The organism is Citrobacter sp. VF227 (genome assembly GCF_052950715.1).
Genome location: NZ_JBRFVF010000013.1, coordinates 1 through 19,012 on the forward strand (window position 1 = coordinate 1; position 19,012 = coordinate 19,012).

The 19,012-nt window shown below is 53.0% G+C and carries 16 protein-coding genes and 2 tRNA genes; 12 read left to right on the forward strand and 6 right to left on the reverse strand.

Annotated elements, in window-relative coordinates; genetic code table 11:
- Nucleotides 1-43: 43 nt before the first annotated feature.
- Nucleotides 44-120: transfer RNA gene (locus tag ACU8YC_RS22825), tRNA-Asp, on the forward strand.
- Nucleotides 121-172: 52 nt separating this feature from the next.
- Nucleotides 173-248: transfer RNA gene (locus ACU8YC_RS22830), tRNA-Trp, on the forward strand.
- Between the two features lie 99 nt (nucleotides 249-347).
- Here ACU8YC_RS22830 and hdfR read toward each other — a convergent pair.
- Nucleotides 348-1,193, reverse strand: a complete 846-nt coding sequence (hdfR, locus tag ACU8YC_RS22835; protein ID WP_151217296.1) for an HTH-type transcriptional regulator HdfR — start codon at nucleotides 1,191-1,193, stop codon at nucleotides 348-350.
- Between the two features lie 106 nt (nucleotides 1,194-1,299).
- Here hdfR and maoP point away from each other — a divergent pair, with 106 nt between their 5' ends.
- On the forward strand, nucleotides 1,300-1,638 hold the full coding sequence (gene maoP / locus ACU8YC_RS22840; RefSeq protein WP_003018025.1) for a macrodomain Ori organization protein MaoP: 339 nt from the start codon (nucleotides 1,300-1,302) through the stop codon (nucleotides 1,636-1,638).
- Nucleotides 1,639-1,663: 25 nt separating this feature from the next.
- Here maoP and ACU8YC_RS22845 read toward each other — a convergent pair whose 3' ends face one another.
- Nucleotides 1,664-3,184 carry a YifB family Mg chelatase-like AAA ATPase gene (locus tag ACU8YC_RS22845; protein ID WP_187260247.1) on the reverse strand — a complete coding sequence of 507 codons (1,521 nt, stop codon included), beginning with the start codon at nucleotides 3,182-3,184 and terminating at the stop codon, nucleotides 1,664-1,666.
- A 352-nt stretch (nucleotides 3,185-3,536) separates the two neighbouring features.
- On the opposite strand from ACU8YC_RS22845, the gene ilvL reads away from it, so the two are divergent.
- The 6 genes from ilvL (at nucleotide 3,537) to ilvA (ending at nucleotide 10,089) form a co-directional block, all read left to right on the forward strand.
- Entirely contained in the window at nucleotides 3,537-3,635 is a 99-nt protein-coding gene (gene ilvL / locus ACU8YC_RS22850; protein WP_001311244.1) for an ilv operon leader peptide, read from the forward strand.
- A gap of 139 nt (nucleotides 3,636-3,774) precedes the next feature.
- Nucleotides 3,775-5,421, forward strand: a complete 1,647-nt coding sequence (gene ilvG / locus ACU8YC_RS22855; RefSeq protein ID WP_210905541.1) for an acetolactate synthase 2 catalytic subunit — start codon at nucleotides 3,775-3,777, stop codon at nucleotides 5,419-5,421.
- Nucleotides 5,418-5,681 (forward strand): acetolactate synthase 2 small subunit, encoded by a 264-nt coding sequence (gene ilvM / locus ACU8YC_RS22860; protein WP_003018017.1) that lies wholly within the window; start codon nucleotides 5,418-5,420, stop codon nucleotides 5,679-5,681. The genes ilvG and ilvM overlap by 4 nt, the downstream gene beginning before the upstream one ends.
- A 17-nt stretch (nucleotides 5,682-5,698) precedes the next feature.
- Nucleotides 5,699-6,628: a branched-chain amino acid transaminase gene (locus ACU8YC_RS22865; protein WP_151217290.1), complete on the forward strand. Its 930-nt coding sequence runs from the start codon at nucleotides 5,699-5,701 to the stop codon at nucleotides 6,626-6,628.
- Between the two features lie 60 nt (nucleotides 6,629-6,688).
- Complete coding sequence (ilvD, locus tag ACU8YC_RS22870; protein ID WP_003844609.1) at nucleotides 6,689-8,539, forward strand: dihydroxy-acid dehydratase; 1,851 nt, start codon at nucleotides 6,689-6,691, stop codon at nucleotides 8,537-8,539.
- Between the two features lie 5 nt (nucleotides 8,540-8,544).
- Entirely contained in the window at nucleotides 8,545-10,089 is a 1,545-nt protein-coding gene (ilvA, locus tag ACU8YC_RS22875) for a threonine ammonia-lyase, biosynthetic (protein ID WP_151217287.1), read from the forward strand.
- 63 nt (nucleotides 10,090-10,152) lie between these two features.
- On the opposite strand, the gene fabV is transcribed toward ilvA, so the two are convergent.
- Complete coding sequence (gene fabV / locus ACU8YC_RS22880; protein WP_446895776.1) at nucleotides 10,153-11,346, reverse strand: enoyl-ACP reductase FabV; 1,194 nt, start codon at nucleotides 11,344-11,346, stop codon at nucleotides 10,153-10,155.
- Nucleotides 11,347-11,521: 175 nt separating this feature from the next.
- A complete protein-coding gene (gene ilvY, locus ACU8YC_RS22885) occupies nucleotides 11,522-12,424 on the reverse strand; it encodes an HTH-type transcriptional activator IlvY (protein WP_446895777.1) in 903 nt (300 codons plus the stop codon).
- Nucleotides 12,425-12,582: 158 nt separating this feature from the next.
- Between ilvY and ilvC the strand changes: the two genes are divergently transcribed.
- Nucleotides 12,583-14,058 (forward strand): ketol-acid reductoisomerase, encoded by a 1,476-nt coding sequence (gene ilvC, locus ACU8YC_RS22890; RefSeq protein WP_151217281.1) that lies wholly within the window; start codon nucleotides 12,583-12,585, stop codon nucleotides 14,056-14,058.
- A gap of 52 nt (nucleotides 14,059-14,110) precedes the next feature.
- Here ilvC and ppiC read toward each other — a convergent pair whose 3' ends face one another.
- A complete protein-coding gene (gene ppiC / locus ACU8YC_RS22895) occupies nucleotides 14,111-14,392 on the reverse strand; it encodes a peptidylprolyl isomerase PpiC (RefSeq protein ID WP_003017999.1) in 282 nt (93 codons plus the stop codon).
- A gap of 84 nt (nucleotides 14,393-14,476) precedes the next feature.
- Between ppiC and rep the strand changes: the two genes are divergently transcribed.
- Nucleotides 14,477-16,498 (forward strand): DNA helicase Rep, encoded by a 2,022-nt coding sequence (gene rep, locus ACU8YC_RS22900; protein WP_187254142.1) that lies wholly within the window; start codon nucleotides 14,477-14,479, stop codon nucleotides 16,496-16,498.
- 59 nt (nucleotides 16,499-16,557) lie between these two features.
- Nucleotides 16,558-17,514 (forward strand): hypothetical protein, encoded by a 957-nt coding sequence (locus ACU8YC_RS22905; RefSeq protein WP_151217277.1) that lies wholly within the window; start codon nucleotides 16,558-16,560, stop codon nucleotides 17,512-17,514.
- A gap of 11 nt (nucleotides 17,515-17,525) precedes the next feature.
- On the opposite strand, the gene gppA is transcribed toward ACU8YC_RS22905, so the two are convergent.
- Nucleotides 17,526-19,010 (reverse strand): guanosine-5'-triphosphate,3'-diphosphate diphosphatase, encoded by a 1,485-nt coding sequence (gene gppA, locus ACU8YC_RS22910; RefSeq protein ID WP_278238711.1) that lies wholly within the window; start codon nucleotides 19,008-19,010, stop codon nucleotides 17,526-17,528.
- Nucleotides 19,011-19,012 lie beyond the last annotated feature (2 nt).

The window sequence follows — 19,012 nt, forward strand, 5'->3', positions numbered from 1 at the left end:
TAAACCGGGATGAATAATCCGGGTAGTGACAAAGAAATTCGGTGGAGCGGTAGTTCAGTTGGTTAGAATACCTGCCTGTCACGCAGGGGGTCGCGGGTTCGAGTCCCGTCCGTTCCGCCACTTATTAGAAAATTAAGCCTGCTATCAAGCAGGCTTAATGATAAGAAAATTTAGGGGCGTAGCTCAGTTGGTAGAGCACCGGTCTCCAAAACCGGGTGTCGCGAGTTCGAGTCTCTCCGCCCCTGCCAGAAACAATCCTTAGCATTCTTGCTAAGGATTTTTTTTTCGTGCAATTCAACATTGTCTTCCTTCTGTTTTTACTCCCGGCATCCTTGCCAGTATTTACCTTAATCTTCCAGAATATTTGTTCTCAATAGATCGCAGATCAGTGCATGTTTATCGCTGTTTTGCAGCCAAACTGCATATAAAGGGCGAGATAGTGTTGTACTGTCGGTAACCGTATGGAGATCGCTTTTGGTTTTGGCCCAGTTGACAGGAAGCCAGCTAAAGCCCTTAATCACAGAAAGCTGTTGCCTGGCCAGTTCAGCTGAACTGGTAGTGAGTACCGGCACTTCATCTCCCGCGATCAATCCCGCTTCGTGTTGTTGAAAATCGGGTCCCCATTCCAGACGTAGATAATTCAGTTCATCTTTGGTTTGCGATGGAGAACTACAATAGAGCGCCAGCGTGAAATATCCCAACAGTTGGCTGCTAAATTCGTCCATTTTGGGCGTTTCGGTCGTAATCAGTAGATCAAGCTGTCGTTCATGAAGCTGTTTTACCAATGACTGGCGCTGAGCGATCCTCGCTTCAAACTGCAGGCTGGACTGTGGCTCCTGAGATTGATATAAACGTCTCAACCAGTCATTAAGCATGCACTCCCAGAGAGATGCGCTGGCGCCGATAGAAAACTCGTTATGCCGCGAGGTATTCGCAACTTCCTTACGTGCTGCTTGCCACGTATTCATCAGGGTTTCAGCGTAAGGCAATAATTTTTCACCTGCGGCGGTCAAACGGATATTGTTTCTGTGTCGAGTGAACAGGTTTACACCCAATTGATTTTCCAGCTGTCTGATCCGAAAACTAACCGCTGACTGGGTCAGATAGAGCGCTTCAGCAGCCCTGCCAAAGTGGCGTGTCCGGCTAACTTCCAGGAAAGTTTTTAACAATTCCGTATCCACAACTCGCTCCATAAAATAATTTGTCGTTATGATTTAAATCTTTTGTTTGACGCTCTGTCAAGCGTAACTAATACTCCGCGCCATAAATAGCTCGGCCAAAGAATTAGGAGCGTGCAGGATGGCGGAAAGCTTTACGACGACTAATCGATATTTCGATAATAAATATTATCCCCGCGGATTCTCCCGTCATGGTGATTTCACCATTAAAGAAGCACAACTGCTTGAGCGTCACGGTTATGCTTTCAACGAGCTGGATCTGGGTAAGCGTGAGCCGGTAACTGAAGAAGAGAAACTGTTTGTTGCGGTATGCCGTGGTGAACGTGAGCCGGTTACTGAAGCTGAACGCGTGTGGTCTAAATACATGACGCGTATTAAGCGTCCAAAACGCTTCCACACGCTTTCTGGTGGGAAACCTCAGGTGGAAGGCGCAGAAGACTACACTGAATCTGATGATTAATAAAAAAAGGGCGAAAGCCCTTTTTTTATGCCAGTAGTTTCTGCAAATGAATGAGTAACCTGTCTATCGCCCGGTATCCAACGGCTTCCTGTAAGTGTTGGCGAGAGATGCGATCACATTGTTCTATATCCGCAATCGTTCTAGCGACCTTTATCAGACGCAGCCAGGCGCGGATAGATAATCCGAGATGCGCGAGCGTTTCTTCCAGCCATTGAGCATCGTCGCTGTGCAGTGGGCAGTATTTATGAATATCCTGGCTGTTCAGGTGCGCGTTTAACTTATTTTGCCGCAGATACTGACGCTCTCGTGCTGCTATAACGCGTTGCTTAACCGTTGCACTATCTTCCCCTTTCACTGCGCTCTGACTGAGTATGCCGGGCGGTGGTAAGGGGATTTCGAGGGAGAGGTCGAAGCGATCGAGAAATGGTCCTGACAGTCGATTGAGGTAGCGCAGCGTCTGTTCTGGAGTACAGCGATTATGATTCCCCTGATAATGGCCTGTAGGGCTTGGATTCATCGCTGCTATAAGTTGAAAGCGCGCGGGATAGGTTATTTTTGCTCTGGTGCGGGATAGATGGATCTGCCCGGACTCGATGGGTTCGCGCAAGGCATCCAGCGTACGCCGTTCAAACTCGGGTAGTTCATCCAGAAACAGTATGCCGTTATGCGCCAGAGAGATCTCGCCTGGTGCAGGAATAGAGCCTCCACCGACCATGGCCGTTAATGAAGCACTGTGATGTGGTGAACGAAAAGGGCGTTGCTTCCATTGTTTTTGTATCGTTTCGGAATTAACCAGACTGAGTATCGCAGCACTTTCCAGCGCTTCATCGTTGCTAAGCGGTGGGAGCAGACCTCTGAGGCGACTGGCCAACATGGTCTTGCCCGTACCCGGCGGGCCAATGAGCAAGAGGTTATGACCGCCAGCTGCGGTAAGCTCCAGCCCGCGTTTACCCTGTTCCTGGCCGATAACATCGCTCAGGTCGTCGGCGAATGCGTCGGGCGTAAAATCTGCGGTTGAGGGCCTGTCTAAATCGTGCTTACCTTCGAGAAATGCGCATACGGTCTGCAGGTGATCTGCGATCAGGCATCCTTCGCCGTGTATCAGTCCAACTTCAGCGGCATTCTCTGTGGCGACAATAATTCTCCTGCCTGCACGAATGGCTTCGGTTGCGCTTGATATCGCGCCGGGAACGCCGCGTAACGCGCCTGTAAGCGCTAATTCACCGACCAGCTCATATGCATCGAGATTATGGGTTGTAAGCTGCTCAGAAGCGGCCAGAAGCGCAACAGCGATAGGTAAATCATATCGCCCCCCTTCTTTCGGAAGATCGGCTGGAGCGAGATTTATGGTTATCTTCTTTGCCGGGAATTCATACCCGCTATTAATTATCGCACTGCGTACCCGATCGCGAGCCTCTTTCACCGTCGTTTCCGGCAGCCCCACCATGGTTAAACCGGGCAGGCCGTTGCTGATATGTACCTCGACAGTAATGGCGGGTGCATTTACGCCCAACGCGGCGCGTGTATGAATGATCGATAGTGACATAATGCCTCCTGATGACAGTATTATGTCGCAATACATCGCGGCAAGATTTTACATAATTACGCCTTTTAGGTGCTGATTCATGTGTTTTAGTGTAATTCACAATAAGTTGCATCTAGTCTGGGATGACGCCCGCAAATGCTTTTGAATAGACTTTTTATTGGGGATCGGGCTGCTGAGAATTACCTGAAACGTGAAATATTTTCATTTTTGATTTTTTGTATAAAAAACAACGATATTTATCTAAACCGTTAATGGCGTCAGAAAAACGAATAAAAAAATATCTTGTGTCATTTGCAAATTCTATGGTAACTCTTTAGGTATTCCTTCGAACAAGATGCAAGAAAATACAAAAATGACAGCCCTTCTACGAGTGATTAGCCTGGTCGTGATTAGCGTGGTGGTGATTATTATCCCACCGTGCGGGGCTGCACTTGGACGAGGAAAGGCTTAGAAAACAAGCCTTAACGAACTAAGACCCCCGCACCGAAAGGTTCGGGGGTTTTTTTTGACCTTAAAAACTTAAACGAGGAGCAGAAAGTGAATATCAGCATAAAATTCTGTTTCTCAAGATTTACGGCGGGGATGTAACTATGAATGGGGCACAGTGGGTGGTACATGCGTTGCGTGCACAAGGGGTTCAAACCGTCTTTGGTTATCCCGGTGGCGCAATTATGCCGGTTTACGATGCGCTGTATGACGGCGGCGTAGAACACCTGTTGTGCAGACATGAGCAGGGCGCAGCGATGGCGGCGATTGGCTATGCCCGAGCGACGGGTAAAACCGGCGTTTGTATCGCCACTTCCGGTCCTGGTGCTACTAACCTGATCACCGGACTTGCCGATGCGCTGTTAGATTCTGTTCCTGTGGTGGCGATCACCGGTCAGGTGGCATCACCTTTCATCGGAACGGATGCATTCCAGGAAGTGGATGTTCTGGGTATGTCTCTGTCCTGCACCAAACACAGTTTTCTGGTGCAATCACTGGAAGAACTGCCGCGCATCATGGCTGAGGCTTTCGCCGTGGCGAATTCCGGTCGTCCGGGCCCGGTTCTGGTTGATATCCCAAAAGACATCCAATTAGCCAGCGGTTCGCTGGAGCCATATTTTACGACCGTCGAAAACGTTGAGGCTTTCCCGCACGCTGATGTTGAGCAGGCGCGTAACATGCTGGCGCAGGCGCAAAAACCGATCCTGTACGTAGGTGGCGGCGTAGGCATGGCGCAGGCAGTTCCGGCCCTGCGTGAGTTTATTATGCTTACCCAAATGCCGGTCGCCTGTACGCTGAAAGGCCTGGGCGCAGTAGATGCTAACTACCCATACTATTTGGGTATGTTGGGAATGCACGGTACTAAAGCTGCAAATTTCGCGGTGCAAGAGTGTGATTTACTGATTGCAGTTGGCGCACGTTTTGATGACCGGGTGACCGGTAAGCTGAATACTTTCGCACCGAACGCCAGCGTGATCCACATGGATATCGACCCGGCGGAAATGAATAAACTGCGCCAGGCGCACGTGGCGCTGCAAGGCGATTTAAATGCGTTGCTGCCGGCATTACAGCAACCGTTGAAGATTGACGAATGGCGTCAGTACAGTGCTGAGCTGCGCACAGAGCATACCTGGCGCTATGACCATCCGGGCGAAGCTATTTATGCGCCGTTATTGCTGAAACAGCTTTCAGACCGCAAACCAGCCGACAGCGTAGTAACAACGGATGTTGGTCAGCATCAGATGTGGTCGGCACAGCATATGACCTACACCCGCCCGGAAAATTTTATCACGTCGAGCGGCTTGGGTACGATGGGCTTTGGCTTGCCTGCTGCGGTTGGCGCGCAGGTTGCTCGCCCGAATGATACGGTAATCTGTATCTCCGGTGACGGTTCCTTCATGATGAATGTACAGGAGCTGGGCACCGTAAAACGCAAGCAGTTGCCACTGAAGATAGTTTTACTCGACAACCAGCGGTTAGGCATGGTGCGACAATGGCAGCAGCTGTTTTTTCAGGAACGTTATAGCGAAACTACCCTTACCGATAACCCCGATTTCCTCATGTTGGCCAGCGCTTTCGGCATACCTGGCCAGCACATCACCCGTAAAGACCAGGTTGAAGCGGCACTCGACACCATGCTGAACAGCGAGGGGCCATATCTGCTTCATGTCTCAATCGACGAACTTGAGAATGTCTGGCCTCTGGTGCCACCTGGCGCCAGCAACTCAGAAATGCTGGAGAAATTATCATGATGCAACATCAGGTCGCCGTTGAGGCTCGTTTCAATCCGGAAACGTTAGAACGTGTTTTACGCGTGGTACGCCATCGTGGTTTTCAGGTGTGCTCCATGAATATGGAAGCCGCCAGCGATGCGCAGAATATAAATATCGAATTGACCGTTGCCAGCCCCCGGTCGGTCGACTTACTGTTTAGTCAGTTAAGTAAACTGGTGGATGTTGCACATGTTGCCATCTGTCAGAGCACAACCACATCACAACAAATCCGCGCCTGAGCGCAAAAGGAAGAAAAATGACGACGAAAAAAGCTGATTACATTTGGTCTAATGGCGAGATGATTCGTTGGGAAGACGCGAAGGTCCACGTGATGTCCCACGCGCTGCACTACGGTACTTCCGTATTTGAAGGTATTCGTTGCTACGATTCTCACAAAGGGCCGGTGGTGTTCCGTCATCGTGAACATATGCAGCGTCTGCGTGATTCAGCCAAGATCTATCGTTTTCCGGTATCTCAGAGCGTTGATGAGCTGATGGAAGCGTGCCGCGAAGTGATTCGTAAAAACAACCTGACCAGCGCTTATATCCGTCCACTGGTGTTTGTTGGCGATGTAGGGATGGGCGTTAACCCGCCAGCGGGTTACACCACTGATGTGATTATCGCCGCATTCCCGTGGGGGGCTTACCTCGGAGCTGAAGCGTTGGAACAGGGGATCGACGCGATGGTTTCTTCCTGGAACCGCGTTGCACCGAATACTATCCCTACCGCTGCCAAGGCTGGTGGTAACTATTTGTCTTCACTGCTGGTGGGTAGCGAAGCGCGTCGTCATGGCTACCAGGAAGGTATTGCGCTGGATGTGAATGGCTACATCTCAGAAGGCGCGGGCGAAAACCTGTTTGAAGTAAAAGACGGCATTTTATTTACTCCGCCATTTACTTCTTCCGCCCTGCCGGGTATCACCCGTGACGCGATCATTAAGCTGGCGAAAGATCTCAATATTGAAGTGCGTGAGCAGGTGCTTTCCCGTGAATCGCTGTACCTGGCCGACGAAGTATTTATGTCCGGTACTGCGGCCGAAATCACCCCAGTACGTAGCGTCGATGGTATCCAGGTGGGCGAAGGCCGCTGTGGTCCGGTCACCAAACGCATCCAGCAGGCCTTCTTTGGCCTCTTCACCGGTGAAACGGAAGATAAATACGGCTGGTTGGATCAGGTTAATCAATAAACATAAATTTGGGACGGCACGCACCGTCCCAATTATTAGACAGACGGGAGTTAATCAAGCATGCCTAAGTATCGTTCTGCTACCACCACCCACGGCCGCAATATGGCGGGTGCCCGCGCACTGTGGCGCGCCACCGGGATGACCGATGATGATTTCGGTAAACCGATTATTGCTGTGGTGAACTCTTTTACCCAGTTTGTGCCGGGCCATGTCCACCTGCGCGATCTCGGTAAGCTGGTTGCCGAACAAATCGAAGCCTCAGGCGGTGTGGCAAAAGAGTTCAACACCATTGCTGTGGATGATGGTATCGCCATGGGCCACGGGGGCATGCTGTATTCACTGCCGTCGCGCGAGCTGATCGCTGACTCCGTTGAGTACATGGTTAACGCTCACTGCGCCGATGCGATGGTCTGTATCTCTAACTGCGACAAAATTACCCCGGGGATGTTAATGGCCTCCTTGCGCCTGAACATTCCGGTGATCTTTGTTTCCGGCGGCCCGATGGAAGCCGGGAAAACCAAGCTCTCTGACCAAATTATCAAGCTCGACCTGGTTGATGCGATGATTCAAGGCGCTGACCCGAAAGTTTCCGACTCGCAGAGCGAGCAGGTTGAACGTTCTGCCTGTCCGACCTGCGGCTCATGCTCCGGGATGTTCACCGCAAACTCCATGAACTGTCTGACCGAAGCGCTGGGTTTATCGCAGCCGGGTAACGGTTCGCTGCTGGCGACTCACGCCGACCGTAAAACGTTGTTCCTTAACGCGGGTAAACGCATCGTTGAGCTGACTAAACGCTACTATGAGCAGGATGATGCTTCTGCGCTGCCGCGCAACATTGCCAGCAAGGCGGCGTTTGAGAATGCCATGACGTTGGATATCGCCATGGGCGGCTCCACCAACACCGTTCTGCACCTGCTGGCGGCCGCACAGGAAGCGGAAATCGACTTCACCATGAGTGATATCGACAAGCTGTCCCGCAAAGTCCCACAGCTGTGTAAAGTGGCGCCGAGCACGCAGAAATACCATATGGAAGACGTGCACCGCGCAGGCGGCGTACTGGGTATTTTAGGCGAACTGGACCGAGCCGGGCTGCTGAACCGTGACGTGAAAAACGTGCTGGGACTGACTCTGCCGCAAACGCTTGATCGGTATGATGTGATGCTGACCAAAGATGATGCGGTGAAAAAAATGTTCCGCGCTGGCCCGGCGGGCATCCGTACCACCCAGGCGTTCTCGCAGGACTGCCGCTGGGACACGCTGGATGACGATCGTGCCGAAGGCTGTATCCGTTCGCTGGAACACGCTTACAGTAAAGACGGCGGTCTGGCGGTACTCTACGGTAACTTCGCGGAAAACGGCTGTATCGTGAAAACCGCAGGTGTGGATGACAGCATCCTGAAATTTACCGGCCCGGCGAAAGTGTACGAAAGCCAGGATGACGCGGTTGAGGCGATCCTTGGCGGCAAAGTGGTGGCGGGCGACGTGGTTGTCATTCGTTACGAAGGACCGAAAGGCGGGCCGGGCATGCAGGAAATGCTCTACCCAACCACCTTCCTGAAATCGATGGGCCTTGGCAAAGCCTGTGCGTTGATCACCGACGGACGTTTCTCCGGCGGCACATCCGGCCTGTCTATCGGCCACGTTTCCCCGGAAGCGGCCAGCGGTGGCAACATTGCGATCATCGAAGATGGCGACATGATTGCTATTGATATCCCGAATCGCGGTATCCAGTTACAACTAAGTGATGCGGAAATCGCTGCGCGTCGCGAAGCGCAGGAAGCACGCGGTGACAAAGCCTGGACGCCTAAAGATCGTCAGCGTCAGGTTTCTTTTGCGCTACGCGCCTATGCCAGTCTGGCAACCAGCGCCGACAAAGGCGCGGTGCGCGATAAGTCAAAACTCGGGGGATAATGATCATGGCGGATTCACAACCTCTATCCGGTGCTCCTGAGGGCGCTGAGTATCTCAGAGCGGTACTGCGTGCGCCGGTATACGAAGCGGCGCAGGTAACGCCGCTACAAAAAATGGAAAAGCTCTCTTCGCGCCTCGATAACGTGATTCTGGTCAAGCGCGAAGACCGTCAACCCGTTCACAGCTTCAAGCTGCGTGGAGCCTACGCCATGATGGCGGGCCTGACCGAAGAGCAAAAAGCGCATGGGGTCATCACCGCATCGGCGGGTAATCATGCTCAAGGTGTCGCGTTCTCTTCTGCGCGATTAGGCGTGAAGGCACTGATTGTCATGCCAACGGCTACCGCCGATATCAAAGTTGATGCCGTACGCGGCTTCGGTGGAGAAGTGCTGTTGCACGGCGCGAATTTTGATGAAGCCAAAGCCAAAGCGATTGAGCTGTCGCAGCAGCAGGGTTTTACCTGGGTTCCGCCGTTTGACCATCCGATGGTGATTGCCGGGCAGGGCACGCTGGCGCTGGAGTTATTGCAACAGGATGCTCACCTCGACCGCGTATTTGTCCCGGTAGGCGGCGGCGGATTAGCGGCAGGCGTGGCGGTGTTGATCAAACAGCTGATGCCACAGATCAAAGTGATTGCCGTGGAAGCTGAAGATTCCGCCTGCCTGAAAGCGGCGCTGGATGCCGGACAACCGGTCGATCTTCCGCGTGTGGGTCTCTTTGCTGAAGGTGTGGCGGTGAAGCGTATCGGCGATGAAACTTTCCGTCTGTGCCAGGAATACCTCGACGACATCGTTACCGTTGATAGCGATGCAATCTGCGCGGCAATGAAAGACCTGTTCGAAGACGTGCGTGCGGTGGCGGAACCTTCCGGGGCGTTGGCATTAGCAGGGATGAAAAAGTACATCGCCCAGCACAATATTCGCGGTGAACGACTGGCACATGTGTTGTCAGGTGCGAACGTTAACTTCCACGGCCTGCGCTACGTGTCTGAACGCTGTGAGTTGGGAGAACAGCGCGAAGCGCTGCTGGCAGTCACTATCCCGGAAGAAAAAGGCAGCTTCCTCAAGTTCTGCCAGTTGCTGGGTGGACGCTCGGTGACCGAGTTTAACTACCGCTTTGCCGATGCCAAAGATGCCTGCATTTTTGTCGGCGTACGCCTGAGTCGTGGTCTGGAAGAACGTAAAGAAATCCTCCAGTTGCTTAGTGACGGCGGTTACAGCGTGGTGGATCTGTCTGACGACGAAATGGCGAAGCTGCACGTGCGCTATATGGTTGGCGGCCGTCCGTCGAAACCCTTGCAGGAACGTCTGTTCAGCTTTGAATTCCCCGAATCGCCAGGGGCGTTGCTCAAATTCCTGCATACCCTGGGTACGCACTGGAATATTTCATTATTCCACTACCGCAGTCACGGCACCGATTACGGTCGTGTACTGGCGGCGTTTGAGTTGGGTGAGCACGAGCCTGATTTCGAAACGCGGCTGAACGAACTGGGCTATGATTGTCATGATGAAACGCATAACCCGGCGTTCCGTTTTTTCCTCGCGGGTTAGCAGTCGCCATTAAAAAAGGGTTCATGTTTTCACATGAACCCTTTTTGCAACTGTATCTGCAAATTACAGCGTGATGACGTCGAATTCGACTTCGGTGTTCACGTCAGCATCGTAATCCACTTCGTCGAGGCCAAAACCGAACAGGTTCAGGAATTCCTGCTTGTACCCTGCATAGTCAGTTTCTTGCGCCAGGTTTTCGGTGGTGATCAGCGGCCACAGATCGCGACATGCCTGCTGAATGTCTTCGCGCAGTTCCCAGTCATCCATACGGATACGCTGGTTGTCATCAAGCGCCACTTTGTCGCCGTACAGGCTGGTGGTCATCAGACGGTTGATCTGCTCGATACAGCCTTCATGAATCCCCTGCGCTTTCATCAGTTTGAAGACCATAGAGATGTACAGCGGCATTACCGGGATCGCAGAAGATGCCTGAGTGATCACGGATTTCAGTACGGCAACGTTCGCAGAACCGTGCAGCGGAGCCAGCTGATCACGCAGCGCACCTGCCGCGCGGTCGAGGTCTTCTTTTGCTTTGCCCAGCGCGCCGTGCCAGTAGATTGGCCAGGTCAGGTCGGTTCCGATGTAGGAGTAGGCCACGGTTTTCACGCCATCAGCCAGCACGCCCGCTTCGCTCAGCGCGCCCATCCACAGTTCCCAGTCTTCACCGCCCATCACAGAAACGGTGTTCTGAACTTCTTCTTCCGTTGCCGGCTCAATGCTGGCGGTGATGATCTGATCTTTGTTGGTATCAATCGCTTTAGAGGTGTAAACCTCACCGATTGGCTTCAGCGCCGAACGGACGATTTCACCGGTTTTCGGCATTTTACGCACCGGGGAAGCCAGCGAGTAAACCACCAGATCAATCTGACCCAGGTCTTCTTTGATCAGTTTGATGACTTCATCACGGCACTCGTCGGAGAACGCGTCGCCGTTGATGCTTTTGGCGTACAGGCCTTCGCGCTTAGCGGCTTCATCGAAGGCTGCAGAGTTATACCAGCCCGCGGAACCCGGTTTGGTTTCCGTGCCTGGTTTTTCGAAAAATACGCCGATAGTGGCGGCACCGCTGCCAAAGGCGGCGGAAATTCTGGACGCCAGACCGTAACCGGTGGAAGCACCGATGACCAGCACGCGGGAAGGGCCGTTAGCGATTTTCCCGTTTTTCTTCACATAATCGATCTGTTTTTCCACATTGACTTTGCAGCCAGTCGGATGGGTCGTTGTACAGATGAATCCACGAATTTTTGGTTTGATTATCATAATGATGGCTAATTAAGTTTGTATTTTCGCTGTCAAGTGCGCAATGACACCGTCTGTTCTGGCTTGCTAAACGTAATGGTTAACAAGCCCCCCACATCTATTATGGCACGTGACATTATACAGAAAAGGAGTGCCAATACTGAATCTACCACTGATTTTAGGCCTGATGCTGGCGCTACTCGGTGGATTTACGCTCCAGAACAATTTTCCAGAACGCATCAATTAGCGGCTCATGCAGCCGCTTTTTCGGCGCGCAGACCCCCAGCTCGAACGGTGTTTTCTCGTCGCTGCGCTCTAAAATCATCACGCGATTACGCACCGGCTCCGGGCTGTTTTCCAGCACAACTTCCGGTAATAGCGCCACGCCGCAGCCGAGTGCCACCATCGAGACCATCGCTTCGTGACCACCCACCGTGGCGTAAATCGATGGGTTGCTGATTTTGTGGCGGCGGAACCACTGCTCAATGCGGCGGCGTACCGGCCCCTGGTCGGCCATGATAAACGGCACCGTCGACCAGTCGGGTTTCTCGACAGAAACCTGATTACGCACCGGGCAGGGCAGTGCCGGGGCGATCAATACGACCGTCAGATTCTCCAGCATCGAAAACGCCACCGCGCCGGGCAGCATCTCGGGCTTACCGGCAATCGCCAGATCGGCCTCGCCGGTGACCACTTTGTCCATCGCATCGGCGGCGTCGCCAGTGGTGAGCTTGATTTCCACCGAAGGATGCTCGGCGCGGAAGCGGTCGAGGATTGGCGGCAGGTGGCTGTACGCGGCGGTGACAGAGCAGAAGATATGTAACTCGCCAGACAACGACGGTCCCTGTTGATCGAGGGTGTGGCGCAGCTGCTGGTATTGCAGCAGTGTCTGCTGGGCGAATACGCGCAGCTCTTCACCTGCTTCGGTCAGGGTGACCGTACGGTTATCGCGCACAAACAGCGGCTGGCCGAGGTCTTCTTCCAGGCGCTGGATCTGGCGCGAAAGCGTGGAAGGGCTGACGTGCATCGCCCGCGCGCTGCGGCCAAAATGGCGACTTTCTGCCAGATGCAGGAACATTTTCAGATCGCGTAAATCCACCGGCGAGCCTCTTTATTTTGACGTTGCAGATATTGCAATGTGACGTTGTGAATATATCAATTTCCGCAATAAATTTCCTGTTGTAATGTGAGTCTAATCCCGCTGAAACGCGAACCGAATAATAAGCACCACAACACAACATCACGGAGTACACCACCATGGCTAACTACTTTAATACACTGAACCTGCGCCAGCAGTTGGCACAGCTGGGCAAATGTCGCTTTATGGGCCGCGACGAATTCGCCGATGGCGCAAGCTACCTTCAGGGTAAAAAAGTGGTCATCGTCGGCTGTGGCGCACAGGGTCTTAACCAGGGACTGAACATGCGTGACTCCGGTCTGGATATCTCTTATGCCCTGCGTAAAGAAGCGATTGCTGAGAAGCGTGCTTCCTGGCGCAAAGCGACCGAAAACGGCTTCAAAGTCGGGACCTATGAAGAGCTGATCCCGCAGGCTGACCTGGTGGTTAACCTGACCCCGGATAAGCAGCACTCTGACGTGGTACGTTCCGTACAACCGCTGATGAAAGACGGTGCGGCGCTGGGTTACTCCCACGGTTTCAACATCGTGGAAGTGGGCGAGCAGATCCGTAAAGACATCACCGTAGTGATGGTGGCGCCGAAGTGTCCGGGCACCGAAGTCCGTGAAGAATACAAACGTGGTTTCGGCGTTCCGACCCTGATCGCCGTTCACCCGGAAAACGATCCGAAAGGCGAAGGCATGGCTATCGCCAAAGCGTGGGCAGCAGCCACCGGCGGTCACCGTGCGGGCGTGCTGGAATCCTCCTTCGTGGCGGAAGTGAAATCTGACCTGATGGGTGAGCAGACCATTCTGTGCGGCATGTTGCAGGCCGGTTCTCTGCTGTGCTTCGACAAGCTGGTGGAAGAAGGGACCGACCCGGCTTACGCGGAAAAACTGATTCAGTTCGGCTGGGAAACCATCACCGAAGCGCTGAAGCAGGGTGGGATCACCCTGATGATGGACCGTTTGTCCAACCCAGCGAAACTGCGTGCTTACGCGCTCTCTGAGCAGCTGAAAGAGATCATGGCGCCGCTGTTCCAGAAGCACATGGACGACATTATCTCCGGTGAATTCTCTTCCGGCATGATGGCTGACTGGGCCAACGATGATAAGAAACTGCTGACCTGGCGTGAAGAGACCGGCAAAACCGCGTTCGAAACCGCCCCACAGTTTGAAGGTAAAATCGGTGAGCAGGAGTACTTCGATAAAGGTGTACTGATGATCGCGATGGTGAAAGCAGGCGTTGAGCTGGCGTTCGAAACCATGGTCGATTCCGGCATTATCGAAGAATCCGCTTACTACGAATCGCTGCACGAGCTGCCGCTGATCGCGAATACCATCGCTCGTAAGCGTCTGTACGAGATGAACGTGGTTATCTCCGATACAGCAGAATATGGTAACTACCTGTTCTCTTACGCTTGCGTACCGCTGCTGAAAGAGTTCATGACGACTCTGCAGACTGGCGACCTGGGCAAAGCGATTGCCGAAGGCGCGGTAGACAACGCGCAGCTGCGCGACGTGAATGACGCGATCCGTAGCCATGAAATCGAGAAAGTAGGCCAGAAACTGCGTGGCTACATGACCGATATGAAGCGCATTGCCGTAGCTGGATAAGCATAACGCTATCAGGCAAAAAAGCCCGGAGGTTGATACTCCGGGCTTTTTATTAGTTACGGTATAGCACTTTAATGATGTGATAACCGAACTGGGTATGCAGCGGGCCGGTCGGCTCCAGTACAGGGCAAGAGAAGACGACTTTATCGAACGCCGGAACCATCTGTCCCTGGCGGAACTCGCCTAAATCACCGCCGCGTTTGCCTGATGGGCAGATAGAGTGTTTCTTCGCCAGTTTGCCGAAGTCGGCGCCGTTTTTAATCTGTTCCAGAAGATCCAGTGCCAGTTTCTCTTCTTTAACAAGGATATGCACTGCTGCTGCTGTTTTTGCCATGATCGTGCCTTGAGTGGGGTGGTTAAGGCTGGCTATACTACCACGCTGTTATTCTCCCCTCCCGACTTTCATGAGTGACCCTTTATGCGTTTGAACCCCGGACAACAACAAGCCGTCGAATTCGTCACCGGACCTTGCCTGGTGCTGGCGGGGGCGGGTTCCGGCAAGACGCGTGTTATCACTAACAAAATCGCACATCTGATCCGTGAATGTGGTTATCAGGCACGCCATATTGCGGCCGTGACCTTTACCAATAAGGCTGCGCGCGAGATGAAAGAGCGCGTGGCGCAAACGCTGGGTCGTAAAGAGGCGCGTGGGCTGATGATCTCCACATTCCACACGCTGGGACTGGACGTCATAAAGCGCGAATATGCGGCGCTGGGGATGAAGTCGAACTTCTCGTTATTTGACGATACCGATCAGGTGGCCCTGCTTAAGGAACTGACCGAAGGGTTAATTGAAGACGATAAACTTATTCTTCAACAGCTGATCTCGACGATCTCCAACTGGAAAAACGATCTGATGACCCCGGCACAGGCGGCGGCCAGTGCGAAAGGCGAGCGCGATCGCATTTTTGCTCACTGCTATGGCCTGTACGACGCGCATATGAAGGCGTGCAACGTGCTGGACTTTGACGATCTGATCCTACTGCCGACGCTGCTGCTTCAGCGTAATGAAGAGGTGCGCGAGCGCTGGCAGAACAAAATCCGCTACCTGCTGGTGGATGAATACCAGGATACCAACACCAGCCAGTACGAGCTGGTGAAGCTGCTGGTGGGGCAACGTGCGCGCTTTACCGTGGTGGGTGATGACGATCAGTCTATTTACTCCTGGCGCGGCGCGCGTCCGCAGAACCTGGTACTGCTAAGCAAAGATTTTCCGGCGCTACAGGTGGTGAAGCTGGAGCAAAACTACCGTTCCTCCGGGCGTATCCTGAAGGCGGCGAACATTCTCATTGCTAACAACCCGCACGTCTTTGAAAAGCGGCTTTTCTCCGAGCTGGGCTATGGGGCTGAGCTGAAGGTGCTGAGTGCGAATAATGAAGAGCATGAAGCGGAACGCGTCACCGGGGAATTAATTGCCCATCACTTTGTGAACAAGACGCAATATAAAGACTACGCCATCCTGTATCGCGGTAATCATCAGTCGCGGGTATTTGAAAAATTTTTGATGCAGAACCGCATCCCGTACAAAATTTCTGGTGGAACGTCGTTCTTCTCGCGTCCGGAGATTAAAGATCTGCTGGCCTACCTGCGTGTGCTGAGCAATCCGGATGACGACAGCGCATTTTTACGCATCGTAAACACGCCAAAACGTGAAATCGGTCCTGCCACGCTGCAAAAGCTCGGTGAATGGGCGATGACCCGCAACAAAAGCCTGTTTACCGCCAGCTTTGATATGGGGCTTAGCCAGACACTGACCGGACGTGGGTATGATTCTCTGACCCGTTTTACGCACTGGCTGGGTGAAATCCAACGCCTGGCGGAGCGCGAGCCGGTTGCCGCCGTGCGCGATTTGATCCACGGCATTGATTATGAATCCTGGCTGTATGAAACCTCGCCGAGCCCGAAAGCGGCAGAGATGCGTATGAAAAACGTCAACACCCTGTTCAGTTGGATGACGGAGATGCTGGAAGGCAGTGAGCTGGAAGAACCCATGACCCTGACTCAGGTCGTTACCCGCTTTACCCTGCGCGACATGATGGAGCGCGGAGAGAGCGAAGAAGAGCTGGATCAGGTGCAGTTGATGACGCTGCATGCCTCAAAGGGGCTGGAGTTCCCTTACGTGTTTATGGTGGGAATGGAAGAAGGATTTTTGCCGCACCAGAGCAGCATTGATGAAGACAACATCGATGAAGAGCGTCGTCTGGCTTACGTCGGAATTACGCGTGCGCAGAAAGAACTTATCTTCACGCTGTGCAAAGAGCGCCGCCAGTACGGTGAGCTGGTGAGACCAGAACCGAGCCGATTCTTGTTGGAACTGCCACAAGATGACGTTATCTGGGAACAGGAGCGTAAAGTGGTAAGCGCCGAGGAGCGGATGCAAAAGGGACAGGCCAGCATCGCCAATATTCGGGCGATGATGGCGAAAGCAAAAGAGAAGTAGATATTTTCCAGGGCGTATCAGCGTCATCCGGCAGCCAGCACAACAGGGAGGTTGATGAGATGTTGAAGTTTGTATTGGTCATTTTGTCAGGGATGTTCTATACCGCAACGGCGTCTGCAACAGATAGATTTGAGTTTTTTGACTATTGTTCTGTGTCGATGGTGAATATGGTTGCCAGCAGTAATCAGCCATTAATGATTGCAGAGCATGTTGGTGCGAAAGATTTACGTATTGAAGCCGAAGAAGATGATGAGAGTAACGTTATGCTCCAATTGTTTGATCGGCGGAAAAAAAGCACCCCGGATACCCCCGGAGCCGGGCATCTTGGCTGGGTGACTTATCATCCGGCTAAAAATATCCTGACGGACATTAATGATGAACAACTGCAATTTGACCCGCAAAAAGGCAAACACTTTCAACAATGTTTAACCCGTATGCGGGAATGTCAGGATTTAAATCAGAAACTGAAACTGGATGCCACCATTGATTTCCCGCGTTATGCGTTGACGGGTAAGTCTCGCGCCTGGTTCTATGCCGCTCCGGTAGCGCAGTGCCGCAGTGAATCAATTTTTATCGTACCCGGTGATATCGTATCCAGAACGGGGTTCAGCATTGCCCGGGATGAAGAAACGCAAAAGTTTTATGAGTCTGTGCGGGGTAACGATTCACATGGTTATTTGTTGGCAGGATACGGTGGTTACGTTGGTTGGATAGAGGCCAATCATTTGGAGGCGGTCGATCTGGTATGCAACGATGCCAGGGATAAATCGGGGTTAAAGAATCCTGCGCCGGAAGAGTTTGTTGAGCGTAAAGTCGCTCAGACTCAACCGCGCCTCTATTTCTATGATGCGCCGGATAAAGCCTGCCTTCGCGAAGATAATTCATTCATCATTGCTGACGACAAAGTTCAGATGGTAAATCGGTCTGCGTACGCGGGCTTTTCCTTTGTTCGCTATACCCATCCGGTGACGCATAAGGTGACTGAAGGATGGGTTTTAGCCAGTGGGCTGAAGTAGCCTATTCCGCGTTAATGAACGTCCAGAGGCCAGTGGACATAGCTTTGCCACTGGATTTCCTGATCGATTAACTCTTTACCTAATGGATGATGTTCCAGCCAGCCTTCCGGCAACGTTAGCGTCAGATTTTCATCCTGAGCTTGCAGGATGATGTGTGGCACTAAATCGTCGCGACGGCGTGCGGCGAAGATGATCGCCAGACGTAGTAAACGGCAAAGGTGCTCCGCAATGCGCGGTGGCACAGCGTTTTGCTGGTGCAGCGAAGAGAGATCGACAGGATTGCTCTGGTTGAGTAACAGCGTGGCTAACAGTTTTTTCTGTGCGGGAGTAAAGCCCGGAAGATCGAGATTACGCACCAGCCAGGCGGCATGCAGCGGAGCCTGCTTATATTCCACGCTCAGCCCTATTTCATGCAACTGACAGGCACTTTGCAGCAGTTCGCGGCTAATGGCCTCAAGATGCCACTCATCTTTCACCTGAACGAATAAATGTACAGCCAACTGTGCAACGCGGTTCGCCTGATCGGTGTCGACCATAAAGCGACGCTGAATATTACGCAGCGTGCGGCTGCGAATATCCTGATCGACAGGCAGGTGTAGCATACCGTAAACCAGACCTTCACGCAGTGCGCCGCCGGCCAGGGTCATGCATTGAATATTCAACTCAGTGAAAATGGCGAGCAGAATGGCCAATCCGCTGGGGAAAACCAGCGCGCGTTCCAGCGTTAACCCTTCGATTTCCAGCTCTTCCAGGCGACCGCAGTGAATAGCACGTTGCTTAAGCTGTTGAAGTTTGGCCAGCGTAATGCGCTCATCCATACCCTGCGCCATCATGATTTCCTGCAACGCCTGGACGGTACCGGAGGCACCGACGCAAACTTTCCAGCCATGAAAACGCAGTTTGTCGGCGACGGGGCGCAAAACTTCACGAGCCGCTTTCTCGGCTTCGTCAAAGTTTTCTTGTGCCAGATTACGATCGGTGAAGTACCGTTCAAGCCAGGTGACACAGCCCATTGACAGGCTGAACAGGGAGGTTGTTTGGGCACCTGAGCCGGTAACCAGTTCGGTACTGGCGCCGCCAATATCAACGACCAGACGCTGATCGGCACCGCCAGTGGTGTGAGCAACACCCTGATAAATCAGACGCGCTTCTTCTTCACCACTGATGACCTGGACTGGGCAGCTGAGGATCTCTTGCGCTTTAGCGATAAAGACATCGGCGTTTACCGCGATGCGCAATGTTGCCGTGGCGACCACACGGATTTGCGGTTGCGGGATATCCTGCAGGCGTTCAGCAAACAGGCGCAGGCATTGCCAGCCGCGTTCCATGGCTTCAGCGGAGAGAACGTTGTCGCTGTTGAGTCCAGCGGCCAGACGCACCTTGCGTTTAATACGCGTGAGCGTCTGGATGCTTCCCGCCACCTCGCGCACAACCAGCATATGAAAACTATTCGAGCCTAAATCGATTGCGGCGTACAGCGAAGTGGTTGTGAGCATAT